Consider the following 20,573-nt stretch of genomic DNA (forward strand, 5'->3'; position numbering starts at 1 on the left):
AATGCTTAGACCAAGATTCCAGACTATTGGGCACTAAAAAAACTCGTGAAGCCAGCACACAGAGCCTAAATTGTGTTGGTCATCACGAGTTTTTTTGTTTTATTTTTCTAAAATAGTAGCGACTGCACTCACGTAAAATCAGCGGCGGCGCTGATTTCGTGGCTAGGACAGCCGCCTCATTGCAACTCGGCCAGCCATTCCGACATTTCGGTCACGATCCAGCGTTGTTGCGCGGCGTTGCTGACTTTGGCCGGGCGATCGCCTTTTTGCGCGCCGTAACTGCCGAAGCCGGCGTGGTTGCCAGCAATCAGTTGGGCGATCGTGGTTTGAGCGGATAAGTATGCCTGCGCCTCACGCCAGCGCTTCTGGTTCAAAACGCCATCTTGGCCGGCAATCAAGGACAACACCGGCAGATCCGTCCCGTGAAGATCGCCTTTCTGGTCAGGATAACTGGCAAAGAAGAAAACGCCCTTCAACTGCGGGCTCAAATGCTGGCTGGCGTAGCGACTGGCCATCACCCCACCTAGGGAATGGCCCCCGATCACATAATTTTCGTTCGGGTGTTGCCGCAAATAACGATCGGCTCGTTTCCCTGACAAAACCGCCAAATCCAAGGGAAAGCGGGCAATATAAACATTGTGGCCATTTTCCGCCAATTTTTGGGCCCACAGGCTGTAACTGGCCGGTGCCACTAGCGCGCCGGGATAGAAGATCACCGTGGGCCCTTGTGGCTTTTTGGCGGCAAAAAACAGACCCTCATCGCGGGACTGCCCGGATTGCTGCGCCACCGTTTCCGCCTGCGGTGTTGGTTGGTAGCTCTGCGTTTTGAGTACGGCAACCCCGATCAACACCAAGCTGACCAAGCCGACGATCACTGCCAGCCAAATTTTGGTACTTTGCTTCAATTTCTTCTGCAAAACTTTGCCCTCGATCTTCCTTACTCCCGTGGCCGACGCCGACCACGCTGCCATTGCGACCGTCCCGCAAAAAATTCTCACTGGTAAACCGCGCTTGGCACCGCCGTTTTATTGCAACAAATCCGTCTGATAGGCCAAATGCGCAGCGGCGGGCACTTGATCCCAGGCCACCGGGTAACCCGCGCCATGGGCACAAAAAACCGAATCCGGCGTGTTATCCAAATCAGCGACTGGCTCATAGGACTGGGCCGCCAGCACCGCGGCGGAATCATGACAAGGTCGATAACCGGCCAAGGTGCAACTCAACTGCCCCTGACCGTGGGTGTATGCATTGACGGCTTGCGCGTAATTTTGCATCGTGGCCACCGGCGCGGCTCCAGTCAGGATCGTTCGGGCGTCGGCAGCCGTTATCTTAGCGGTCGTTAACGGGTCAACTTCGGCGTGCATTTGTTGCAGATCGTTCAACGCGCGCCCGATCTGCGCCCCCGCCAATTCCAAGCGAAACTGATACCATGGCTCCAAAATTTGGCAGGCGCCCTGTTGCTTGAGCATCATCAGCCCCTGACGCAAGGCCCGCCAAGTCGCTTCACGGAAATCGCCGCCCACGGAATGAACATTGCTGGCCCGACCTGCTACCAAGGTGATCTGCACATCAGTCAAGGGCGCGCCTGACAACACGCCTAATTGTTCCTTGGCAAACAAATTCGTCGCCACTTGATGTTGCCAATTGCGGCCCAAAACATCCAAAGGGCAAGTACTCTTAAAGGTCAACCCACTACCCCGCGCGCCAGGTTGCAACAATAAGTGCACCTCGGCGTAATGGCGTAACGGCTCGAAATGGCCGACCCCTTCCACCGCAGCCGTGATCGTTTCTTGGTACAAAATCTGACCCGCGTCAAAGCTGACCGCCAATTGATAACGTTCGGCCAATAACTGTTGCAGCACTTCCAGCTGGACCGCGCCCATCAACCGCACGCGGATCTCTTGCAGTTGCGGCGACCAGGTCACATGGAGCTGGGGATCTTCATCCTCCAACTGCCGCAACGCCACCAAGCAAGCGTGGGGATCCGCCGCTTGCGGCTGGACCGCATAAGTCAAAACCGGGCGTAACGCTGGCCTGATCTGGGTGGTCACGCCGCCCAGTCCCTGTCCAGGAAAAGTCGTGGTCAAGCCAGCGATCGCGCCAACTTCACCAGTTTGTAACGCCGCTACGACCGTGTATTTCGCCCCGTTATAACGGCGTAATTGGTTGGCCTTTTCGGTTCCAAGGAGCACCGTTTTCGCAGGCAAACTGCCGCTAAGCACCCGCACCCAGGTTAAGCGTTCGCCGTTGTCATCGTGGGAGATCTTGAAGACGCGCGCGCCAAAATCCGCCGGTGTGGCCGCAGTGTCTGCCGTTTTGGCGGCGGCATATTTCGTGTCGGTCCAGCGCGCCAAACCCGCCAACAAGCCGGCAACCCCGGTCATTTTCAAGGCCGCGCCAAAATAGCAGGGGATCACTTGCCGCTGCTTGATCAACCCACGCACCGCGGCGTCAGGCACGCGCCCCGTCGCCAGAAAGTCATCCAACAGGGTCTCGTTCGCTAACGCCAGCGCCTCTTGCGTGCTGGAGGATAATTCACCCTGCGCCGTCAAACGAAAGTCCAAACAACCCTCCGCCAATTCCGTTTGTAGCTGCTGCAAAACCCCGGCTGGATCGGCGCCGGTCAGATCACTTTTGTTCACGAAGATGAAAGTGGGAACTTGGTAACGGGCCAACAACCGCCACAACGTTCGCGTATGGCCTTGAATGCCTTCCGTGGCGGAAACCACCAAGATCGCGTAATCCAGAATACTGAGGACTTGCTCCGTTTGGGTGGCGAAATCCACGTGTCCCGGCGTGTCGACCAAGGTCAAGGCCAAGTCTTGATACTGCAACAGCGCCTGATGGGAAAAAATTGTGATCCCCCGTTGTTTCTCTAAGGCGTCCGAGTCCAAAAAAGCATCGCCCTTGTCGACGCGACCCAACTGGCGCAACGCCCCCGCTTGGTACAACAACGCTTCTGATAAGGTAGTTTTGCCCGCGTCCACGTGGGCCACGATCCCGGCAACGATTTGTGTCATATTCCAATCCTTCTTTACTGAGCCAAAATAATTGATATCCGTGAACACCGGCAGCGATGCCCTGGCTATTTCTGCGAAATTTTTTTGCGACGTAGGTGAACTTCGTATTCGAAGACGGCCACCACGATTGCCAGCGTCAACAGGGCCAGAATGCCTGGCCAAGCGCTGGCCACTACCAACAGATCGCCGGCGAACGCGTAAATGAACGCCACGATGGTTGACCCTAACACACAGGCGCCCACCCGTGTTCGCTGGGGGACATGGGTCGCGCTGGCCGCCGCATTGACAAAGGCCGTTGGGATCATGGGTACCGCGTAGCCAATCACCATGCCCAACGCCGGCCGCCGCATCTTGATCAGGAATTGATAGACTCGCGAATTGACCCGAGCGCCATGACGACGATCGATCACGGTAAACAGCTGGGCCTGCGCCAAATTGCCAACGATCAGCCCCACACTATTGACCGCAAATCCCAACCAATGGCCCAAGAAGCCGCCGGCAATCAAGGCAACGGCGGAAGCTGGCGCGCCAGGAATCAAGGTCATCAGCGCCACGACCACCCCGAACCCCAAGAACGCGTACGGCCCCAAATGGCGGATTCGTATGATATAACGCCGATATGATTTGATCTCCGCGAGGAAGCGTGTCAGCTCGGCCTGATAACGCCAGCCCAACAGCAGTAGGACCAACGCGAGCGCCACGACCCCGCCAATCAAAAACAATCTTTTTCGCCGTAACGCCATTACGAACGCCCCCTTTACCTGAGCCAGCCGTCACTGTCTGACCGCCAGATCGACTTCGATCCAGCCGCTAAATTTCCACCGATTTCGCTGGGTCCGTTGTGGTGTCGGTAGGCGCGGCTGCCGCCTCATCAACTGGCGCGCCAGCTTCAGCGCCGATCGCCGCCATGAACAACTGTCCGTATTTGTCCAATTTGCTTTGACCCACACCTTTGACCGCCAAGAAATCAACGTCGGTCTGCGGTTGCAGCCGCACCATGTCGCGCAGAGTTTTGTCGGAGAAGATGACGAAAGGCGGCACCCCTTGTTCGGTGGCCAATTCCAACCGTAACGTTCGCAGTTTCTGGAAGAGCGCATCGTTGACTGGCAGCGAACGCTGGGCCTGGGCCGCTTGCTTGCGCTGAACCTTCGCTTGCCCCCGCAACACCGCAATGCCGCTGGGACTGACTTGCAAAACCGGATATTGCCCCGTCGTCGCCTGCAAATAACCGGCCGCCGTCAGAAAATCGATCAGCCCGGTCACTTCTTTTTGCTTTTGATGGCTGAGAAGTCCATAAGTGGACAACTCTTGCCAATGTTGTTCCCGAATCCGTTGCGTGTTCGCGCCGGTCAGCACTTGGGCGACCACAGATTTCCCGAAACGCTCATGCATCCGTTTCACACAGGAAAGCACTTTTTGCGCGTCCACCGTGATGTCCTGCAATTCCCGCTGATCCAAGCAATTGCTGCAACGCCCACAGTCTTGATCGGTTATCTCACCGAAATAGCGCAGGATGTAGCGCTGCAAGCATAACGGTGTATTGGCGTATTGGGTCATTTCCTGGAGCTTCACATATTCAGTCTGTTTGAAATGCTCATCCAGTTCGGACGAATCAATGAAGAAGTGCTGCACCTGAATATCCTGAGATTTGAAGAGCAAAATCGCGTCACTAGGCAGACCGTCACGGCCCGCCCGACCCGCTTCCTGATAGTAAGCCTCCAGACTCCCGGGAATCTGAGCGTGGATCACGAAACGCACGTTACTTTTGTCGATGCCCATGCCAAACGCGTTGGTCGCCACCATCACATTGACCCGATCGTACAAGAAATCTTCCTGAGCCTGCCGCCGGGCCTGGTCGCTCAAGCCACCATGGTAACACGCCGCCGAGATCTTGTGGCGCTGCAATAATTGCGTCAACCGCTCCGTTTCCTTGCGGGTACTGGCGTAAATGATCCCGGCCTGATCCGGATTCAATTTCAAATAATCCAGCAAGAACCGATCCTGATCTTGATCCCGCACCACTTGAAAGGCCAAATTATCCCGGGCAAACCCGGTCTTGACCTCGTTGGCCGCTGGAATCCGCAAGCGCTGGCAAATATCCGCCGCGACTTGTTCCGTCGCCGTGGCCGTTAGCGCAATCACTGGCGGTTGACTCGGCAACTCCGCCAAGGCTGGCGCCAAGCTTAAATAACTCGGCCGGAAATCATGCCCCCATTGAGAAATACAGTGGGCCTCATCCACCGCGATCAAACTGATCTGCAGCCGCGCCAATTGATGGCGGAACCCATCACTGTCCAATCGTTCCGGAGCTAAGTAAAGCACCTTGATCGCGCCACTGGCGGCCAACTGCATCCGCTCTTGAATCTCGGAAAAGCTCAAGCTACTATTGATGAAAGTCGCGGCGATATCATTTTCACGGAGCGCGTCAACTTGATCTTTCATCAATGAAATCAACGGCGACACCACCAATGTAATTCCCGGCAAAAGTAAAGCGGGGATCTGGTAGCACAGGGACTTGCCGCCACCAGTGGGCATCAGCGCTAAGACGTTTTCGCCAGCCAGGACTTTGTCGATCGCCTTGGCCTGGCCGGGGCGAAACTGATCATACCCGAATTTTTCCTCTAATATTTTTTGTGCCGCTAAATTCACCATTGATTACGCAAACTCCTTTACTCACGACGTCACTTTTTCTGTACGTCATCATTTTAATTTTAGCAGAGTTTGCTGGCGATTTCTCAGTAAACTCCAATAAGTTTCCGACTGGTTGGGATTGTTTCGATTGCTGGCAAAAGTAGATTGGCCGCAGCTTGCGCTGCGCGTGGCGTTGGTGGTAGGCAAGTGTAGTGGGGCTCCAGGTCGGGCTGGGGGTGGTGGAACGCGGCGGGCACGATTTTGAGCTTTTCGGAAACCCGCCGAAAATCTCAAAACTCGGCCTTATTCTAGGCGGCAAAGCCGCCAAGAATAATATCGCAGCTGACTCACCCCCAGCCCGACCTTCCGCCAACGAGCAAACAGCCCACCAACACCAGAGTGCGAGCCGACCCGGGTAGCTCCTGAGCATTAGCCTAGCAATTGTTATGGAAGCCGCACTTTGCTTCCGGAACAATTGCGTAGCTAAGCGGAAGGAGCTGGGTCGGCGAACACGTTTCAACGCCACGCTCCGCTCCAGCCGCTCAACGTTTTAACAGCCGTTTGAGCACTCACGCCATTTTGCAAGCTATCGCCAATTGATGGGGAGCCACGGAATCAACGACCGTGGTTAGTGATTGCAAGCTTTGATTTGGTGACACCAGAGCAGTCTGTCTGATGAACAGACCAGGATTTCGGTGCATCAACTAAATCAGTCGATTTTCACCCGTGGATTGTTCAGAAAACAAGTAGAGATGTTCAGCCTAGCAACTATTTTGGTGGCAAATTTATACCTCCGGAATAGTTGCGTAGCTATGCGCAAGAAGCCAGCTTGTCCGCGGCTTGCGCTGCGAAATTCGGGGTGAGCTCGCTGTGGGCGTCACTTTGAGCTTTTCGGAAGGGCACCGAAAATCTCAAAGCTGAGCCTTGGTCTAAGTGGCATAGCCACTAAGACCAATTTCACGGCGATCTCACCCCGAATTTCTCCGCTCCAGCCGCTCAACGTTTTAACAGTCGTTTGAGCGCTCACGCCATTTGGCAAGCTATCGTCAATTGATGGGGAGCCACGCCATTGACGACCATGGTTAGTAGTCATCATTTTTGCATTGGTGACACCAGTGCAGTCTTTCTGATAAACAACGCTAGTTCTCAGTGAACTAACTGAATTAGCCGGTTTCCAACCAGAATTGGTTTAAGCAAGTGAGATAAAGCTGTCGGCACTATCCGAAATGTACCCACTTACGTCCCCAAATTCGTTGATGTTGCAGTACCACCAAAAAATGGCGATTGTTTTGACCTCTCGCTCGCAAAAGCACTTCGTTAGATGCCCAACTTCGATTGCAGATAGGTTTAATTCTGCCTAGCAACCGCCTCAGGACGTGTGGCTCTATTCAGAGTGAGAGCCGACCTGGGTAGCTTCTGAGCATTAGCCTAGCAAGGATTTTGGAAGCTGAACTTTGCTTCCAGAAGCCTTGCGTAGCTAAGCGGAAGAAGCTAGGTCGGCGAACACGTTTCAGCGGTGAGATTATTCTTAGCGATTTATCGCTTAGAATAAGGCTCGATTTGAAGACAAGCCGCTGGGCTTGCGGATTGGCTTCAAACGATGCCCACCGCGTTCCAGCCACGACAAACGTCCTGAGGCGGTTGCGTCCCCATCCAAACCCACCACAACCTGCAATCCAGCGCCGCCATCTGTAATGTAACAACCTACGAATCTGAATCTGTTGATGTTGCAGTACCACCAAAAAAGTTGGCGCTCGTTTTGACCTCTCGCTCGCAAAAGCACTTCGTCAGATACCCCACTTCGATTGCAGATAAGCTCAATTCTGCCTAGCAACCGCCTCAGGACGTGTGGCTCAGCGGTGAGATTATTCTTAGCGATTTATCGCTTAGAATAAGGCTCGATTTGAAGACAAGCCGCTGGGCTTGCGGATTGGCTTCAAACGATGCCCACCGCGTTCCAGCCACGACAAACGTCCTGAGGCGGTTGCGTCACCACCAAAACCCACCACAACCTGCAATCCAGCGCCGCTACCTGTAAATACGCAAAGCCACAAGAAAAAAGCGTCGACACCAAAAAACGGCATCAACACTTTTGGCAGGCAAACAGAATCAGTCGTGCGCGTTCAGCCAGTTGTCCAACACCGAAATAAATTCGTCGTGCTGATCCAGCAACGCTAAATGCCGACTGTTGGCAAACAAATGCCACCGCGCGCCGGGAATATGGTCAGCGACTGATTTCGCGATCAATGGGGTACACAGGTCATCCGTGCCACTGGTCACCAAGGCAGGAACATGGATTTTATTGAGCTGATCCGTGATCTCGAAATCGCTGATCGTCCCATTTTCTGTAAATTCATTGGGGCCTTCAGCGATGCGGCTGGCGCGCTGGCCATTGGTTGGGCGGCGGAGTGGCTCGGGCGAATTTTCATCTGGTGCGTCCCAACAATAGCGCGCCATGTAGCGTTCATTGGCGGCTAAGTATTGGGCGCCGGTAAAGTCGCCGGTGCGTTCAGCTTGGGCAATGGCGGCGCGATCTTCGTAACTCAAATAAGAAATCAGGCGGTGTTGCTCTTGGGTCCATAATTTGACGGAAGCAGGCGAGCCATCGATCATCAAACTTTGCACGCCTTGGGGATCGAAGGCGGTCAAGTAATACATCGCCAACATGCCGCCCCAAGATTGGCCCAACAAATGGACTTTTTCCAAATGAAGGTACTCGCGCAAAGCAATCAATTCCGCCACCCAGGTTTCCTTCACGTAAACGGCCGGGTCTTCAGGCAAGGTCGATTTGCCGCAACCCACTTGGTCGTACATGATCAACTGCCGCCCAGTCGCGGCGTAGTCGTCCAGTAATTCGAAGTAATTGTGAGACGAGCCGGGACCGCCGTGCAATAACAACAGCGGCGCCTTGGTCGGATCGGCCTCGCCAACAATCCGATAATATGTTTGATAGCCGCGAAACGGCATGTAACCTTCAACGATTTTCATTACAAAAGCTTCCTTTAATTGATTTCTGGGTTAACCAGGTTAAGCGAAATGTTGCCGTTGCGCCGCGAAAAAGTCGGCGTAAACTTTAACTTCTGGTAAATCATACCAAGCCTTCACGCTAACCGGGGTGGTATCCAGGTCGTAGATTTTGGCGCCGGGTAAGGCCAGGACGAAGGGTGAATGAGTGGCGATAATGAACTGGCAGCCAAAGAACCGCGCGCTGTCACCCAGCAGCCGCACCAGTTCCAATTGGCGCGAAGGCGATAGCGAATTTTCCGGTTCATCCAACAAATACAGCCGATCATCTTGGATCCGTTCGCTGAAGAAAGCCATCGCGCTTTCCCCATTGGAACGCTCCCGTACCTGCTCATGGGTGTGCTCGCGGGCATAGCGGGACTGGGTTTTCCGCCGCGTTTCCAAGGTCTTCTTCAATTCATCGTAATCCGCCAAATTTCGGTAATGAAAATCGCCGAACTTATGATCCAAATAATCCTTGAAAACTTCCTCCCGCTGCAAATCAATCCCCTGATTCAGCGCCCGCAGATCCAACATATAATTGAAAATCTCATCACTGGTCATGATCGCCGAATCCGGCGGCAGCGGCAAGTGATGCGTTGCCGTACAGAGCGCTAAATACGCCTCGAAGAAGCTGGAGCGATTGTATAACGCGCCGCGCTGCAATTGCAATTTCTCGGCGATCACGTTGAGCAACGTGGACTTGCCCGAACCGTTATCGCCGTAGAAAATCGTGATCGGCTCAAAGGTCAGCCGCGGCAGTTGCTTTTGCGGAAAAACCTGAAACGGATAGAAATCGCTGTACGCGCGACTTTTCAACTGATCCGTAAAGAAATGCCACTCCTGATCCTCGGTGGCTACATTGAATCCCTCTAAATAGATCATGCCCGCGCCTCCTTTGTTGTGGACTGGACCTAATGGCGGTCACTAATCACTGATTTTGGCTTTGACATAGGCCCAGGCCCGCTTCCAATCAGCCTTGACTTGCCGCCAAACGCCCCGAGTCTCCGCTTTAGCGTTGCGGCTATCCCAATCGGCCGGCCGCACCATCATATTGATCGTGCCAATCAGGCGAAACCAGAAACAAAACAGGTTATACAACGGCAAGGTCAACATCAAGACCCATTGCCGGTCATAGAAAGCCAGTTCCTCCGGAAACGCCTTGAGCATCGCCCGCACCGAAATGAAATTAAAGAACGAAACAATCACGTACAGGAAATAAATCAGCAAATAGGACGCGATCAAGACCACCGGCGAGAACCGGAAAAATAACAAGGCAATGCTGGCGAAAAACCAAATCATTTTCGGAAACATGAAGGTGTGGTCGATCATTAACCGGCGCACCATGAAATTCCCGAAAAACTTATTCAGCCCCACTCGGTCATCGGTATATTTGTGCGCCGATTCCAGTTCGCCCCGTTGCCAACGCTGACGCTGGGTATACAGCTGACCCAAGCCACTGATCGGCCCCACGTAGAAAATCGCGTTCTCACAAAGAACCACGTGGTCACCCAACCGCTGCCGAATCTGGAAAGTCATATCGGTGTCCTCACCAACGGTTTCTGTGTCATACATAAAAGTATCAAACAACACATTGCGGCGAAACGCGGAAAACGCCCCGGACATGGTAAACAATTGATTGCGATCGGATTCGATCGTCCGCCCGGAAAGAAACGCCTGGGCGTATTCAAAGTACTCATTTCGTTGTAACAACCGCAACGAATGCCGCCGCGTTTGTTTGATCTGCTTTTTGTCGGAGAGCACGGTGCCGGTCATCGCGGCGATATGGGGATCGTTTTCAAAGCGCAAGACCATGTTCATCAGCGCGTGCCGTTCCAAGCGCCCATCGCTATCAATATTGATGATATACGTGCCGATCGCGTTGTACATCGCCACATTCAGCGCCAAAGCTTTCCCCTTAGGCGTGTGGATCAAAAACAAACGCAACGTTTGGAAGTGGTTTTGCGCCTCGTTGAACACGCCGAAACTATTGTCCGTACTTTGATTGTCCGCCACGATCACCTGGATCAGCTCCTGGGGATAGGTGGATTGGGCAATTGAATCCAAACAGGCGAACAACGTATCCTCAGAATTGTACACCGGCACCAGCACCGAAATAACCGGTAATTTGTCCGGCGCCGTCAAGTTCCGCGGATGCAGCCCGCGGTAGAGTACCCGCAGCGACGAAATGATCGCCGGGAGAATTTCAACCAAGACCGGAATGATCGCCCACGTGATCCAGAAACCCATTTTAAAAAAAGTGAGTTGGAGCCAATACTGGATCACTTGGACTCATCCTCCTTGTCCGGCCGAATCCGATAGTACAGACCCCGCGCCATTTGTGAGTAGGTAAAGACGTTATAATAAAGGATAATCACCAACGCGTAGAAAAGCAAGCGTCCTAAAATCGTGTGCGCCAAATAGAAGCTGCTTGGCCCGAAGAAATGGACGATCACCACCACTAAACACAGGCGCAACACGTTGGCCAGATAGATCCACAGCACCCCAATGGCCCCATAGAAAAGCCGCTCCGCCGGACGATACGCCGGGAAGAACGTCAACAAGGCGACAAACGCCATGGTTTCAATGATCCCCGAGCATTCATAATCCACCGACATCAAGACGGACCCCTGCTCGGTCAGAATATGCACGATGCCATATTGACTCATCACGCCGCACAAGCCGGTCAAGTTTCCGAACCCCTGCACCGCCTTGACCACCGCATGGGTAAAGAACCAGATCCAATAAGGGTCACTATACGCGATTAGAATAAAGAAGAGCCCAATGCTCCCCAGAATGAAAGAAAAAGCGGGCAATTGAGCTCTACGCATTAATGATAAAAGATAGAGAAAAATTAAAATGCCACCGATCAATAATGGATTCACAGATCAACCTCGTGCCGTCGTTGCCGCCGTTTGAATTGCCACAACCCAAATAGCGCGATCCCCAGGCCCACACTGGCTAACAAAACAGGATTCGTGCCCGCGCCAGTGATCGTCGTGGATAAGCCTGGCAGGTTGGAATTAGATAAACTGATCACCTGACTGTCCTCACTAACTCCGAAAGCTTTCAGAGGGATTTTGACCTCAAAAGTCTGGTTCGCGCCGTCACCTGACGCCGTGGGCACAACCGTCGCATAGCCCGTAGCCCCAGCAGGCAATTTTTGTTCCTCAGTATAGGAGGCGCCAGTCGGCCAAAAACCCATCACGACTTTTTCGGTCTCATTCAGTTGAGTCAGGTCGCGATAAGTGCTGGCGTCAGCGGCTCTAAGGGTCAAGTCGTACTTCTTAGTCCCAATTGTTAATCGATAGCCATAGGGTTGGATTCGGTTCGCCCACGCTAATTGATTCAACTGCGCTTTTGGCATTTGCATATAAATATAAAGATTTCCGTCGAATTGGAGCATCGCCATCGCCCCAGTACCGCCATACACTGCTCCGGTTGTCTTGGTGACATCATCCCAGTCATGGAAAGCGCCATCGATGACAATCTCAGGATGACCGTCATACCTATGGCCAGCGTCCGTGCTGGAGGAACTACTTGAAGAACTGCTCGCCTCAGTGAAATCACCCTTGGTCGCGGTCACTTCATATTGGCCCAAATTGTACGAGCCGCCGCTTAGTTTGAATTTCGTCACGTTATCACTTAAACCAAGCACGGATAAATCAACTGATCCTTCGAAAACATCTTGATAGCCCGCCGCGGAGTCGCTCTTGACCGCCACGACATAGCCCTCAGTTCCCGCGGATTGACTAGTGCCCCAATCCACATTGACCCAGACTTTCTCCTTGGTTCCCACCTTTGTTGGTGGCGCATAGGTTCCCATGTCGGCGACTAAAGGCAACTGAAATGTTTGATTACCAGCGCGCAACATCAGGGCTTCCGCCGAAACATCCGCGCCAGAGGCCCAGCCGTTACTTAGCGCAGACTCTATGCCACTAGGATTCATCGCCATATAATAATATAGCGTTTGATTGCTGACCACCAGCGCTACTTCCGCCTTGGAACTGGTCGTTGTTTTCGGCACCGCGTTCCAATCAGAGAACTCACCATCGATTGAAATCGGCGTGGCCGCTTGCGCCGTGCTCCCATGACTAGCCCAGGCAATGCCTAAAGCCAGCGCCAAGGCCGCGAAAACTAAATTTAATTTGCGTCTCATCTTGCCTGCCTCCTTGAAAAACGGCAATAACTGCTATCCTTAACCTAATTACGACTACTTAGTCTCTTGCCAACTGCCGAAGCCGAACTACCCCAGCGTTGCCGATTCTGATGCGCCTCAAAAGAACGCTCACAGATCGGTTACATCAATACAATAGGAACGCGTCGGCGAGTCACTCACTTCGATGCGCAACAACTTAGCGCCATTCTCCCGCAAAACGCGCTCAAGCTTGACGAAGAGAAATTCAGTCACATTCTCCACGGTTGGATTGACCGTCGCGAATTCCGGTAAATCGTTGAGAAACTTTCCCGATAATTGATCCAAGGCCTGATGCAGAATTTTCTCGATGTCGTAGAACGCCACCATCTTGTCCGTTGTATGCAATTCACAAACAATTTCCCAGGTGTGGGTGTGTTTTTGTCCGGAACCCGTGGCCCAGCGGATAGCATGACTGGCGTTCACATATGATTTGATTTTATATGAGTACCGTTTTGTCATGTGTTCACCTAATTATCTTCTACTGTTTAACCATATTATCTACTGCTTATTCTAGTTTAAAAAAACTATTTTTACAATAGCTGTTGCCTATTACAGCAACGTAATTAAACAAAAAGTCCCTTTTGTTTAGATTGTTTGTCCATGACAGCGCTAACGTTCGTTCAATCCAATCAAGCAACGGTTTTCAGCTCGTTTTAGGCCCTGATCTTGATCGATGCTTTGAGCTGGTATCGGCGCAGGAATTCCGGCACAATCAGGGCAAATTCGTGACGCTTGACCACAAGCCCGCTGACGGGATGGTGTATAATGAAAGTACTTTGCTGACAATTTGAATGATCACCAGCACTATCAAGCAAGCGCATCGATTAATGGATCTCGTTGTCAACGAGATCGAGGGGGCTTAGGCGTGCACGCACTGGCGCAATTCGGTCACCGCGTTATTACTGTACTTTGGCGTCTTTTGTTCGCGCTGACGTTCTTTTTCGCGGCGACCTCTGTCAATTTGATTATTGGCGATAACCACACTTTCGGAACGAGCACCACTTATGTCACCACCTTTTTCATTTTAGGCGTGGTTTTATTCGTGTTGGCGTTACAGACCTATCCACGGGTGCGGCGCTGGGCTGATGCGACGTTCATCACGCACCAAGTCCGCACCGCTAGCCTGATCTTCGCGTTGGTGGTCATCGGGCAGATCGTCTTCGTCAGCTTCGTGCATCCGGTCAGCGGCTTCGATTCTGGAATGCTCAATTACGCCGCCGTCAGCGCTAAACACGTTCAAGAGCCGAATATCGTCGCTTATTACAGCCTGAACCAGAACAACTTGCCGATCATGCTGCTGATGCGCCAAATCGTGGTGCTCACCGGTCAAACCTCCTGGCAATTTTTTGATTTCTTGACCTTAGCGCTGGTGGATCTATCGGCTTTGCTCAATCTGCGGACCGTGGTGATTTTACGGCGCCAGTCACTGGGCACTGCCTTGTACCTTCAGGCTGGCTGGTTAGCGGTCTTCCCCAGCATCCTGATGCCTTATACCGATGCCTGGTCAATCCCGTTTGTTTCCTTGAGTCTGTTGGGCGCCGCCGTGATCAGTCAACGCCACTTCTCCCTGGGTCACCGTAGTCTCGGCGCGGCCCTAGTCGGCGTCAGTGGCGCGATCACTTATTTCATCAAGCCTTCCGCCATTATTCCCCTGATCGCCATGATCATTGTCGTTATCCTGACCTGGCTGGAACAAGCTCACCATTGGACCCGCGCCGGGGTGACCTTGACCCTGTGTCTCGGTTTGGCCGCTGGTGCCAGTGGTGCAGGCGTGTACACGGTCGCCAACCACGCTGTCAAAAACCAAGATTACATCGCCATTGACTACTCGCGCAACATCCCGGCGATCCATTTCGCCGCCATGGGCATCTACGGTCAAGGCGGTTACGCCCCCCGACAAGCCGAAGCCATGGCCGTGCTACCTACCAAGGCTCAGAAAACCGCCTATTCAAAAGATAAATTGCTCAAACGCTTGCGCCAGCTAGGGCCTTGGGGTTACCTCCGCTTCCTCTACCAAAAGCAACGCAACAATACCGCCGATGGCACCTTTGGTTGGCTCAAAGAAGGCACCTTCTTCCGCGAGAATCAAAAGCCCAGCCAAAAAGGCTTCGCCAATAAATTGAAAAACTTTATTTTCCTTTACGGTGAACACATCGCCGATTTCCGCTTCCTCGCCCAAGTCTGGTGGGTACTACTGCTTGGCCTGATTGCCCTAAGTTGGGGCAAACAACGGGGGTTTCGCGAAATTCTCCGGCTGGCGCTGCTAGGCGGTTTCATCTTCCTGCTCCTCTTTGAAGGGGGCCGCAGCCGTTACTTGATCCAGTACCTCCCTTGCTTCTTGATTCTGGCTACGCTGGACGCTCCCGTGACCTTGCGCCACCTGAAAGCCTTCGTACGCCACTACCGCAGTGCCCCGGCAGAAGCGGTCAGCGAAACGACTTCAACTGCCCCAGTGGCTTCGGTAGCTCCAACAGCTCCAACAGCTGCGGCGAACACCCCAGCCGTCAACGGAGCTGCGACCGCCAGCGCGGACCATTCCCTGCCCCTGGCAAGTACGCCAGCGACGACCGCCGGAAAGGTAGCGGAGATTGCCGCAGCAGCAACGCCTGAAACACCCCACAGTGATGCCACCCACGTTGACGCGCCCCCAGCAAAGGCAGCGCCCATTGCACCAACTGCCGCCGCGCCAGGGCCCAAGCTTGAGCGCTCCAACGCCCACTTACTTCAGGATCTCAATTTAGTCGACCAACGTGGGGCTGACCACTTGTGCCGGCCACCAGACCAACAAGAATAAGTTCGTGCCGGGACAAAATTTATTGGCATGAACGAAGCTGAAATAGGAGCCATCCAGATTATCGTTCTGGATGGCTCCTATTTTGAAACGCGCTGCACACGCTATCTAAACATGCTGCACCCAACTGACTGCTGGGCTTAACTACGCCACAGTCATCACTGCAACGTATTCGCCGGCCACAGTATGACCTCTCGCGTGAGCAGTGTCGGCTTTTCGCTGTTCTTTGAATCGATCTCGCAGATAACTTGATAGGTCTGACCTTGAACCAAGGGCGCCTTCAGGGGTAAATCGTTCACTCCCAGGCCCACGCGGAAGCCATCCGAGCTATCGATCAATTCTTGCCCCGCCGCGTTCTTGATTGAATTGAAGCCCAAAACGTCAGCGTCCCCAGTTGTCGTCGAGCGATAGACCAATTCAGCGCCTTCATGGAAACTCGTCATGCTCATGGGGATGATCTCACCGCCAGGAATATCTAGATCGTAAGCCTTTTGAACCAGAGCATGGGTTCCCGTCTTCTGATCCAAGGTGATTTCGAAATTCCAACGGCCCACAATGCCATTGATGTGGTCAATGTTGAGCGGTAGGACCACGCGATCGGGCAGCTGCGCGGATTTGACCTCATAAACGGTGCGAAAACGGAAGCCGGTCTTGGTGGCTTGAAAACCACTAGTCACCCCACGTAATTTTGCCGGCTCAGTTCCGGACAGATCAAACGCCATTGTTTCATCAGCCTTTTCGTGATCGAACAGGCCGGTCACCTCCCCCGCGACGCCGACTTTGCGGCCATTGTAATATGCCTCGACCAGCTGGACCGTGACCCCATTGGAGGTGACCCGTTGATCCAGCGCCTTAGCCGTGCCATCAACGTGCAGCGTGCTGAAGTGATTGGCAGCGCCTTGAAAAACATAAAAATTCGTCAACCACGCCACATTGCTCAGCGCCTGACTGACGCTAGGATTGACCGCGGCCAATCCGCCTACGCCCAACAAGACAGCAGCGGCTGCGGTTAAGATCCAGCGACCAAAATGCCGCAGCCGCGGCTTGGCTTGTTTATCGCCCGCTTGCTCAATGCCCGCCTGGATCGCCGCCGCGACCAAGTCTTGGGGCACCTCCAGTTGATCGATTTGCTCATGGACTGCTTGCCGGGTTTCCTGTTCATCCATAATAGTTTCCTCCTAACTGCTCCTGTAAAGCCGACCTTCCTCGCCGCAACCGCGTTTTGACGGTGCCTTCAGGAACCTCCAACAATTGACTGATCTCGCTGATCGACATATCTTGATAATAGAATAATTGCAACGCTTGCCGATAATCAGCCCCCAAAACTTGCAAAGCCGCCAATAAATCAAGATGAGCCGTCGCGTCACCCGGCGGCGCCACTTGTTCCGGCGGCGTGGCCATGGCGATTTCTTTTTGCCGGCGGCGATAAAGCGCCTGGGCCTGCCTGATCAAGATCCGTGTGAACCACGTGAAAAAATGATTGGGGTCGCGCAATTGCGCTACTGTTTTGACCGCTTGAGTGGTCGCTTCTTGGATCACATCCAACGCGTCCGCCTGATTGCCCACATACAGGTAAGCCGTGCGATAAAGATAGTCGCCACGACTTTTTAATAATTGTCCCAGCGCCTCACGATCACCGGCCACCGCCTGCTGGGCCCACGTGATCTCCTTCAAGGTCAACTCCATCTCCTCAACGCCTCCTTTCACCCATTAGTGGTCTTTCCGACCGAAAAAGTTTCAAAGAAAATTTATTTTGTTAAAGAACGCGATCCCGCGCCATTTTGCCCTAGAAAAACAGCGTTGCCTGCGCGCAACGCTGTTTGCTGACCTTGATCTAAATACCCGACCTCAAGCAGGCTGGTGGTCCAGCACGTTAGAACTGTTGGTAGTTCATTAATGCTAATATCTATCATATCCCCGTAAAACCAGACGTTGTCTCGAGCAACATTCGCTTAAACTGCCGAATCAATTCTTGGTGATCTAGGCGCATGGTCATTCCCTTATTGAAGCTAAATCCACCATCAGCACTTAACCATAGTTGGCGCTCATCCACAATAACACAATTCGGTAAGTTATGATCATATTGAGTCCATTCAGCTTGTACCGCCACCAGCTGATCACGTGGCGTTTGCGTACAGATTTGCACCACACCACCACCAGCAATGACGTCATTTGCCAAACGGCGTAAATATGATGTCAGCTTTGGCACCACGACCAAGAGCGTCTGGCTTGATCGTACACTATCGGCCAACGCTATTTGATATTTACCATCGTAGACTTGCAAGCCTCGTTGACGCGAGTACTGATCTTCCTGAACCTGATAATCTAAATATCGATAGGCCTTACAGCGCTTGCGATACATCCGCATCAGCATTGGCACAAACATATCGACATAGTCATAAATACGCAACTCCGATTTGTTTTCGAGGTCGCGATGCAATCTCCCAACAACTTGCTCAACATTACCATGAAAGCTGATGGGCATGGCCAAAACCAAGGTATCAAGCGTGGGCACATCTAAGCCCTCACCGGCCGTTGAGACTGTTGCTAAAATGAGGTAGCTGCCTGTATGTTTCGCCAAGCGTGCTAACTCGGCATTGCGTTGTTTAGCACTAAACCCACCATAAATCCGAAAAGTTGACTCAGCTGGTAGCTGGGCATAGAGCTGATCAACATGCGCCACTAGATTAGTCAAGACAATCGCGTGACGCCCTTGTTCAAGCGTCATTTGACAATCACGCAAAATCATCCCATCGCGTTGAGCATCAGCCAGGATAGCCTGATTATTTTCGGTTCGTCCGTGATTCAGCATTTCCAGACTGGTCATTCCTAGATTGGTAAACCTAGGAATCACCAGGCGTCGTATCGAGTTAGCAAAGACGGGATCGATTGCCTCAGTCTGAAAACGAATCGGACCAAAACGCATTATAATGATTGGTTCTTGACCGTCACGACGATAGGGTGTTGCTGACAAACCATATAGGCAACGACTACGCACCTGCTGAATCACCGCATCAAAGGTGCGCGCCGAATCATGATGTACTTCATCAGAAATCACCATCCCATAACGATCTAAGAACGCGCGTAGTTCAGCGATCGGTAATTGTCCGACCGCCTGACTCGTGGCAATATCAACCAAGCCGCTGAGATTTTTCTTAGTCCCATAATAGCTACCCACCTTGGCTTTGCGGCGTTTTCGCCCCGTCGGCGTCAATTCCGCGACGACTGGTTGGGAATCAATGGTCAGAAATGTCGCCAAACGATCCTGCCACTGCTCCGCCAATGTTTTATTTTTAACCAAGATCAAGGTACTACACTTGCGTTGGGCAATTAAAGCAGCAGCAATCACGGTTTTACCAAACCCAGTGCGCGCAGCCAAAATACCATTCTGGGCATGGGTCAACGCCCGAAAGGCCTCCTGCTGGTTTGGACGTAAAACGCCATTAAAGTGCACGTCCAACGATGTTCCTAGCATCGTCTTGTCGACCCATTCGATTTTAGTGGCCAACAGACTCACCTCGTCCGCCAAGCCACGAGGTAAGACCAAATAATTGGGTGATTCTTGAAACAAAGTAATTATGCGGGGAATGTTGTAAACGGACATCCGATTATTTTGGGCTTCGTAGAACTTGGGGTTATGGAATGAGGCTAACCATTTCAATTGCAGAATTTGCTGGCTTGAGAGCATAGATTTACGAACGTAAAGACCATTGGCACGGATGATTGTCAAAGGTTGCTCGATTTTTTTCTTCATGGTAAATAAATCAGGCTCACTCGGCTCACTAGGATCAAACAGCTGAAAGTCTACCTTAGCCCGAATTTTCTGGATCATCTCGGCAACTTGTCCATCCGTGATCAGCCCCACCTGAGCTAACGCCTGCCACTGATCCTTAAGTGGTTGCCAATGCTCATCAACAAAAACACCTTTACTCTGTTGTTGCGCCTGCCCCTCCAGTGGTGCGGCAATCAAATTGCCAAACTGTTTCCCACCAACAAAATCTTGGGCCGGAAACATGCGGTCAAACGCCGTAAATGGTAACTGCGGATTGACAGCCTGAGTCGCCTGCAAAAGAGCATCCCCTAATTGCCTTGCCTTACTCGCGGAAAGTGGTGTCGCAAAAAAGACCCAAAAATGGACGCCTTGTCCTGATTGCGATAGTTCAACTAAATAGGGTATCTGATAAGTCGTGCACACCTCGCGCAAAGATTCCGTTAACTCCTGCCATGGCTGAGCCGCATGATGGCCGTCAATATCAATCGCTAGAAACGGCGTCTGGTTCTCCGGTGTCATTGGGTAGAGGCCAATCGCATACGAATCCTGCGTCGAAAAGTGACGGCGCAAAATGTCGTCGGTCAGTGGATAATGCTTAGTTTCAGACTTATGCCCATCTTCCCATGGTCCCGCAGGCGAATAGGCCTTCCGTTGCATTTTCTTGTTGAAGTACCGCTCGGCGTAAAGATCACTACGGCCGACAAAGCGTTGACGATACAGTCTTAGCCGCGCGGTCCAATCCACTGGACGCTGGGCTTGTAATCGTGCCTGAAGTTCTGACAATGGCATGGAAAGATAATGCTGACCATCTTCTTCGCGATAAATCACCACATCGCCTAACCGTTGTTGGCTTTGATCCAGGGCTGTCGCAATATACTCATAACGCCGACCGTTGAGTTGAAAGTTTTTGAACATCAGTATCCCCCATTTGATTTCACCTTAACTAACTAGCTCATGAAAACGATTCGCACTCAAGGACTGAACCTCGTTGAAAGTAAGCAATCCAGGCTTCTTGCGGCCACCAAGCAAACACTTGGTTCATTATCTCGATCTCGAAGACAGCATCAACGTCTGACTTCCGATTAACATGCCAAGCAATTTATCTGGCCAGGTAATATCTAAGCGAATTCACCGCTTTGACCTATCTGAATTTCAAAT

The 20,573-nt window shown here is 52.5% G+C and carries 17 protein-coding genes; 3 read left to right on the forward strand and 14 right to left on the reverse strand.

Going from position 1 to position 20,573, the window contains the following annotated elements; genetic code table 11:
• Positions 1 to 176: 176 nt before the first annotated feature.
• The 5 genes from ACYVSB_RS04450 to ACYVSB_RS04470 form a co-directional block, all read right to left on the reverse strand.
• Entirely contained in the window at positions 177 to 971 is a 795-nt protein-coding gene (locus tag ACYVSB_RS04450; RefSeq protein ID WP_125601810.1) for an alpha/beta hydrolase, read from the reverse strand.
• A gap of 54 nt (positions 972 to 1,025) precedes the next feature.
• Complete coding sequence (locus ACYVSB_RS04455) at positions 1,026 to 3,020, reverse strand: GTP-binding protein (protein WP_461218580.1); 1,995 nt, start codon at positions 3,018 to 3,020, stop codon at positions 1,026 to 1,028.
• A 65-nt stretch (positions 3,021 to 3,085) separates the two neighbouring features.
• A complete protein-coding gene (locus ACYVSB_RS04460) occupies positions 3,086 to 3,763 on the reverse strand; it encodes a TVP38/TMEM64 family protein (RefSeq protein ID WP_461218581.1) in 678 nt (225 codons plus the stop codon).
• A gap of 67 nt (positions 3,764 to 3,830) precedes the next feature.
• On the reverse strand, positions 3,831 to 5,672 hold the full coding sequence (gene recQ, locus ACYVSB_RS04465) for a DNA helicase RecQ (protein WP_461218582.1): 1,842 nt from the start codon (positions 5,670 to 5,672) through the stop codon (positions 3,831 to 3,833).
• An 856-nt stretch (positions 5,673 to 6,528) separates the two neighbouring features.
• A complete protein-coding gene (locus ACYVSB_RS04470; protein ID WP_461218583.1) occupies positions 6,529 to 6,744 on the reverse strand; it encodes a hypothetical protein in 216 nt (71 codons plus the stop codon).
• Between the two features lie 347 nt (positions 6,745 to 7,091).
• Between ACYVSB_RS04470 and ACYVSB_RS04475 the strand changes: the two genes are divergently transcribed.
• Positions 7,092 to 7,346, forward strand: coding sequence for a hypothetical protein (locus ACYVSB_RS04475; RefSeq protein WP_461218584.1), 255 nt, complete (start codon positions 7,092 to 7,094; stop codon positions 7,344 to 7,346).
• 151 nt (positions 7,347 to 7,497) lie between these two features.
• A complete protein-coding gene (locus ACYVSB_RS04480; RefSeq protein ID WP_461218585.1) occupies positions 7,498 to 7,689 on the forward strand; it encodes a hypothetical protein in 192 nt (63 codons plus the stop codon).
• 71 nt (positions 7,690 to 7,760) lie between these two features.
• Here the strand turns inward: ACYVSB_RS04480 and pepI are convergent, their stop codons facing one another.
• The 6 genes from pepI to ACYVSB_RS04510 form a co-directional block, all read right to left on the reverse strand.
• The gene (pepI, locus tag ACYVSB_RS04485) at positions 7,761 to 8,639 is read right to left on the reverse strand and encodes a proline iminopeptidase (RefSeq protein ID WP_461218586.1); all 879 of its coding nucleotides are present in this window, start codon (positions 8,637 to 8,639) and stop codon (positions 7,761 to 7,763) included.
• A 39-nt stretch (positions 8,640 to 8,678) separates the two neighbouring features.
• On the reverse strand, positions 8,679 to 9,539 hold the full coding sequence (locus tag ACYVSB_RS04490) for an AAA family ATPase (protein WP_461218587.1): 861 nt from the start codon (positions 9,537 to 9,539) through the stop codon (positions 8,679 to 8,681).
• A gap of 42 nt (positions 9,540 to 9,581) precedes the next feature.
• Positions 9,582 to 10,937 carry a TIGR03111 family XrtG-associated glycosyltransferase gene (locus ACYVSB_RS04495; protein ID WP_461218742.1) on the reverse strand — a complete coding sequence of 452 codons (1,356 nt, stop codon included), beginning with the start codon at positions 10,935 to 10,937 and terminating at the stop codon, positions 9,582 to 9,584.
• The gene (xrtG, locus tag ACYVSB_RS04500; RefSeq protein WP_461218588.1) at positions 10,937 to 11,539 is read right to left on the reverse strand and encodes an exosortase family protein XrtG; all 603 of its coding nucleotides are present in this window, start codon (positions 11,537 to 11,539) and stop codon (positions 10,937 to 10,939) included. The genes ACYVSB_RS04495 and xrtG overlap by 1 nt, the downstream gene beginning before the upstream one ends.
• Positions 11,536 to 12,813 carry a Firmicu-CTERM sorting domain-containing protein gene (locus tag ACYVSB_RS04505; RefSeq protein ID WP_461218589.1) on the reverse strand — a complete coding sequence of 426 codons (1,278 nt, stop codon included), beginning with the start codon at positions 12,811 to 12,813 and terminating at the stop codon, positions 11,536 to 11,538. The genes xrtG and ACYVSB_RS04505 overlap by 4 nt, the downstream gene beginning before the upstream one ends.
• A gap of 129 nt (positions 12,814 to 12,942) precedes the next feature.
• Complete coding sequence (locus ACYVSB_RS04510) at positions 12,943 to 13,311, reverse strand: 6-carboxytetrahydropterin synthase (protein ID WP_461218590.1); 369 nt, start codon at positions 13,309 to 13,311, stop codon at positions 12,943 to 12,945.
• 406 nt (positions 13,312 to 13,717) lie between these two features.
• Here ACYVSB_RS04510 and ACYVSB_RS04515 point away from each other — a divergent pair, with 406 nt between their 5' ends.
• Positions 13,718 to 15,646 (forward strand): TIGR03766 family XrtG-associated glycosyltransferase, encoded by a 1,929-nt coding sequence (locus tag ACYVSB_RS04515; protein WP_461218591.1) that lies wholly within the window; start codon positions 13,718 to 13,720, stop codon positions 15,644 to 15,646.
• 155 nt (positions 15,647 to 15,801) lie between these two features.
• Here the strand turns inward: ACYVSB_RS04515 and ACYVSB_RS04520 are convergent, their stop codons facing one another.
• The 3 genes from ACYVSB_RS04520 to ACYVSB_RS04530 form a co-directional block, all read right to left on the reverse strand.
• The gene (locus ACYVSB_RS04520) at positions 15,802 to 16,809 is read right to left on the reverse strand and encodes a DUF4179 domain-containing protein (protein WP_461218592.1); all 1,008 of its coding nucleotides are present in this window, start codon (positions 16,807 to 16,809) and stop codon (positions 15,802 to 15,804) included.
• Positions 16,802 to 17,329, reverse strand: coding sequence for a sigma-70 family RNA polymerase sigma factor (locus ACYVSB_RS04525; protein ID WP_461218593.1), 528 nt, complete (start codon positions 17,327 to 17,329; stop codon positions 16,802 to 16,804). Before ACYVSB_RS04525 ends, ACYVSB_RS04520 begins: the two co-directional genes overlap by 8 nt.
• 223 nt (positions 17,330 to 17,552) lie before the next feature.
• The gene (locus ACYVSB_RS04530) at positions 17,553 to 20,330 is read right to left on the reverse strand and encodes a TOTE conflict system archaeo-eukaryotic primase domain-containing protein (RefSeq protein ID WP_461218594.1); all 2,778 of its coding nucleotides are present in this window, start codon (positions 20,328 to 20,330) and stop codon (positions 17,553 to 17,555) included.
• Positions 20,331 to 20,573 lie beyond the last annotated feature (243 nt).

The organism is Lapidilactobacillus salsurivasis, assembly GCF_054785215.1.

Coding starts and splice junctions, on each gene's coding strand:
- ACYVSB_RS04450 (WP_125601810.1), bottom strand. CDS start 971: ATGGCAGCGTGGTCGGCGTCGGCCACGGGAGTAAGGAAGATCGAGGGC.
- ACYVSB_RS04470 (WP_461218583.1), bottom strand. CDS start 6,744: ATGACTACTAACCATGGTCGTCAATGGCGTGGCTCCCCATCAATTGAC.
- ACYVSB_RS04525 (WP_461218593.1), bottom strand. CDS start 17,329: ATGGAGTTGACCTTGAAGGAGATCACGTGGGCCCAGCAGGCGGTGGCC.
- ACYVSB_RS04510 (WP_461218590.1), bottom strand. CDS start 13,311: ATGACAAAACGGTACTCATATAAAATCAAATCATATGTGAACGCCAGT.
- pepI (WP_461218586.1), bottom strand. CDS start 8,639: ATGAAAATCGTTGAAGGTTACATGCCGTTTCGCGGCTATCAAACATAT.
- ACYVSB_RS04455 (WP_461218580.1), bottom strand. CDS start 3,020: ATGACACAAATCGTTGCCGGGATCGTGGCCCACGTGGACGCGGGCAAA.
- ACYVSB_RS04460 (WP_461218581.1), bottom strand. CDS start 3,763: ATGGCGTTACGGCGAAAAAGATTGTTTTTGATTGGCGGGGTCGTGGCG.
- recQ (WP_461218582.1), bottom strand. CDS start 5,672: ATGGTGAATTTAGCGGCACAAAAAATATTAGAGGAAAAATTCGGGTAT.
- ACYVSB_RS04490 (WP_461218587.1), bottom strand. CDS start 9,539: ATGATCTATTTAGAGGGATTCAATGTAGCCACCGAGGATCAGGAGTGG.
- ACYVSB_RS04505 (WP_461218589.1), bottom strand. CDS start 12,813: ATGAGACGCAAATTAAATTTAGTTTTCGCGGCCTTGGCGCTGGCTTTA.
- ACYVSB_RS04530 (WP_461218594.1), bottom strand. CDS start 20,330: ATGTTCAAAAACTTTCAACTCAACGGTCGGCGTTATGAGTATATTGCG.
- ACYVSB_RS04520 (WP_461218592.1), bottom strand. CDS start 16,809: ATGGATGAACAGGAAACCCGGCAAGCAGTCCATGAGCAAATCGATCAA.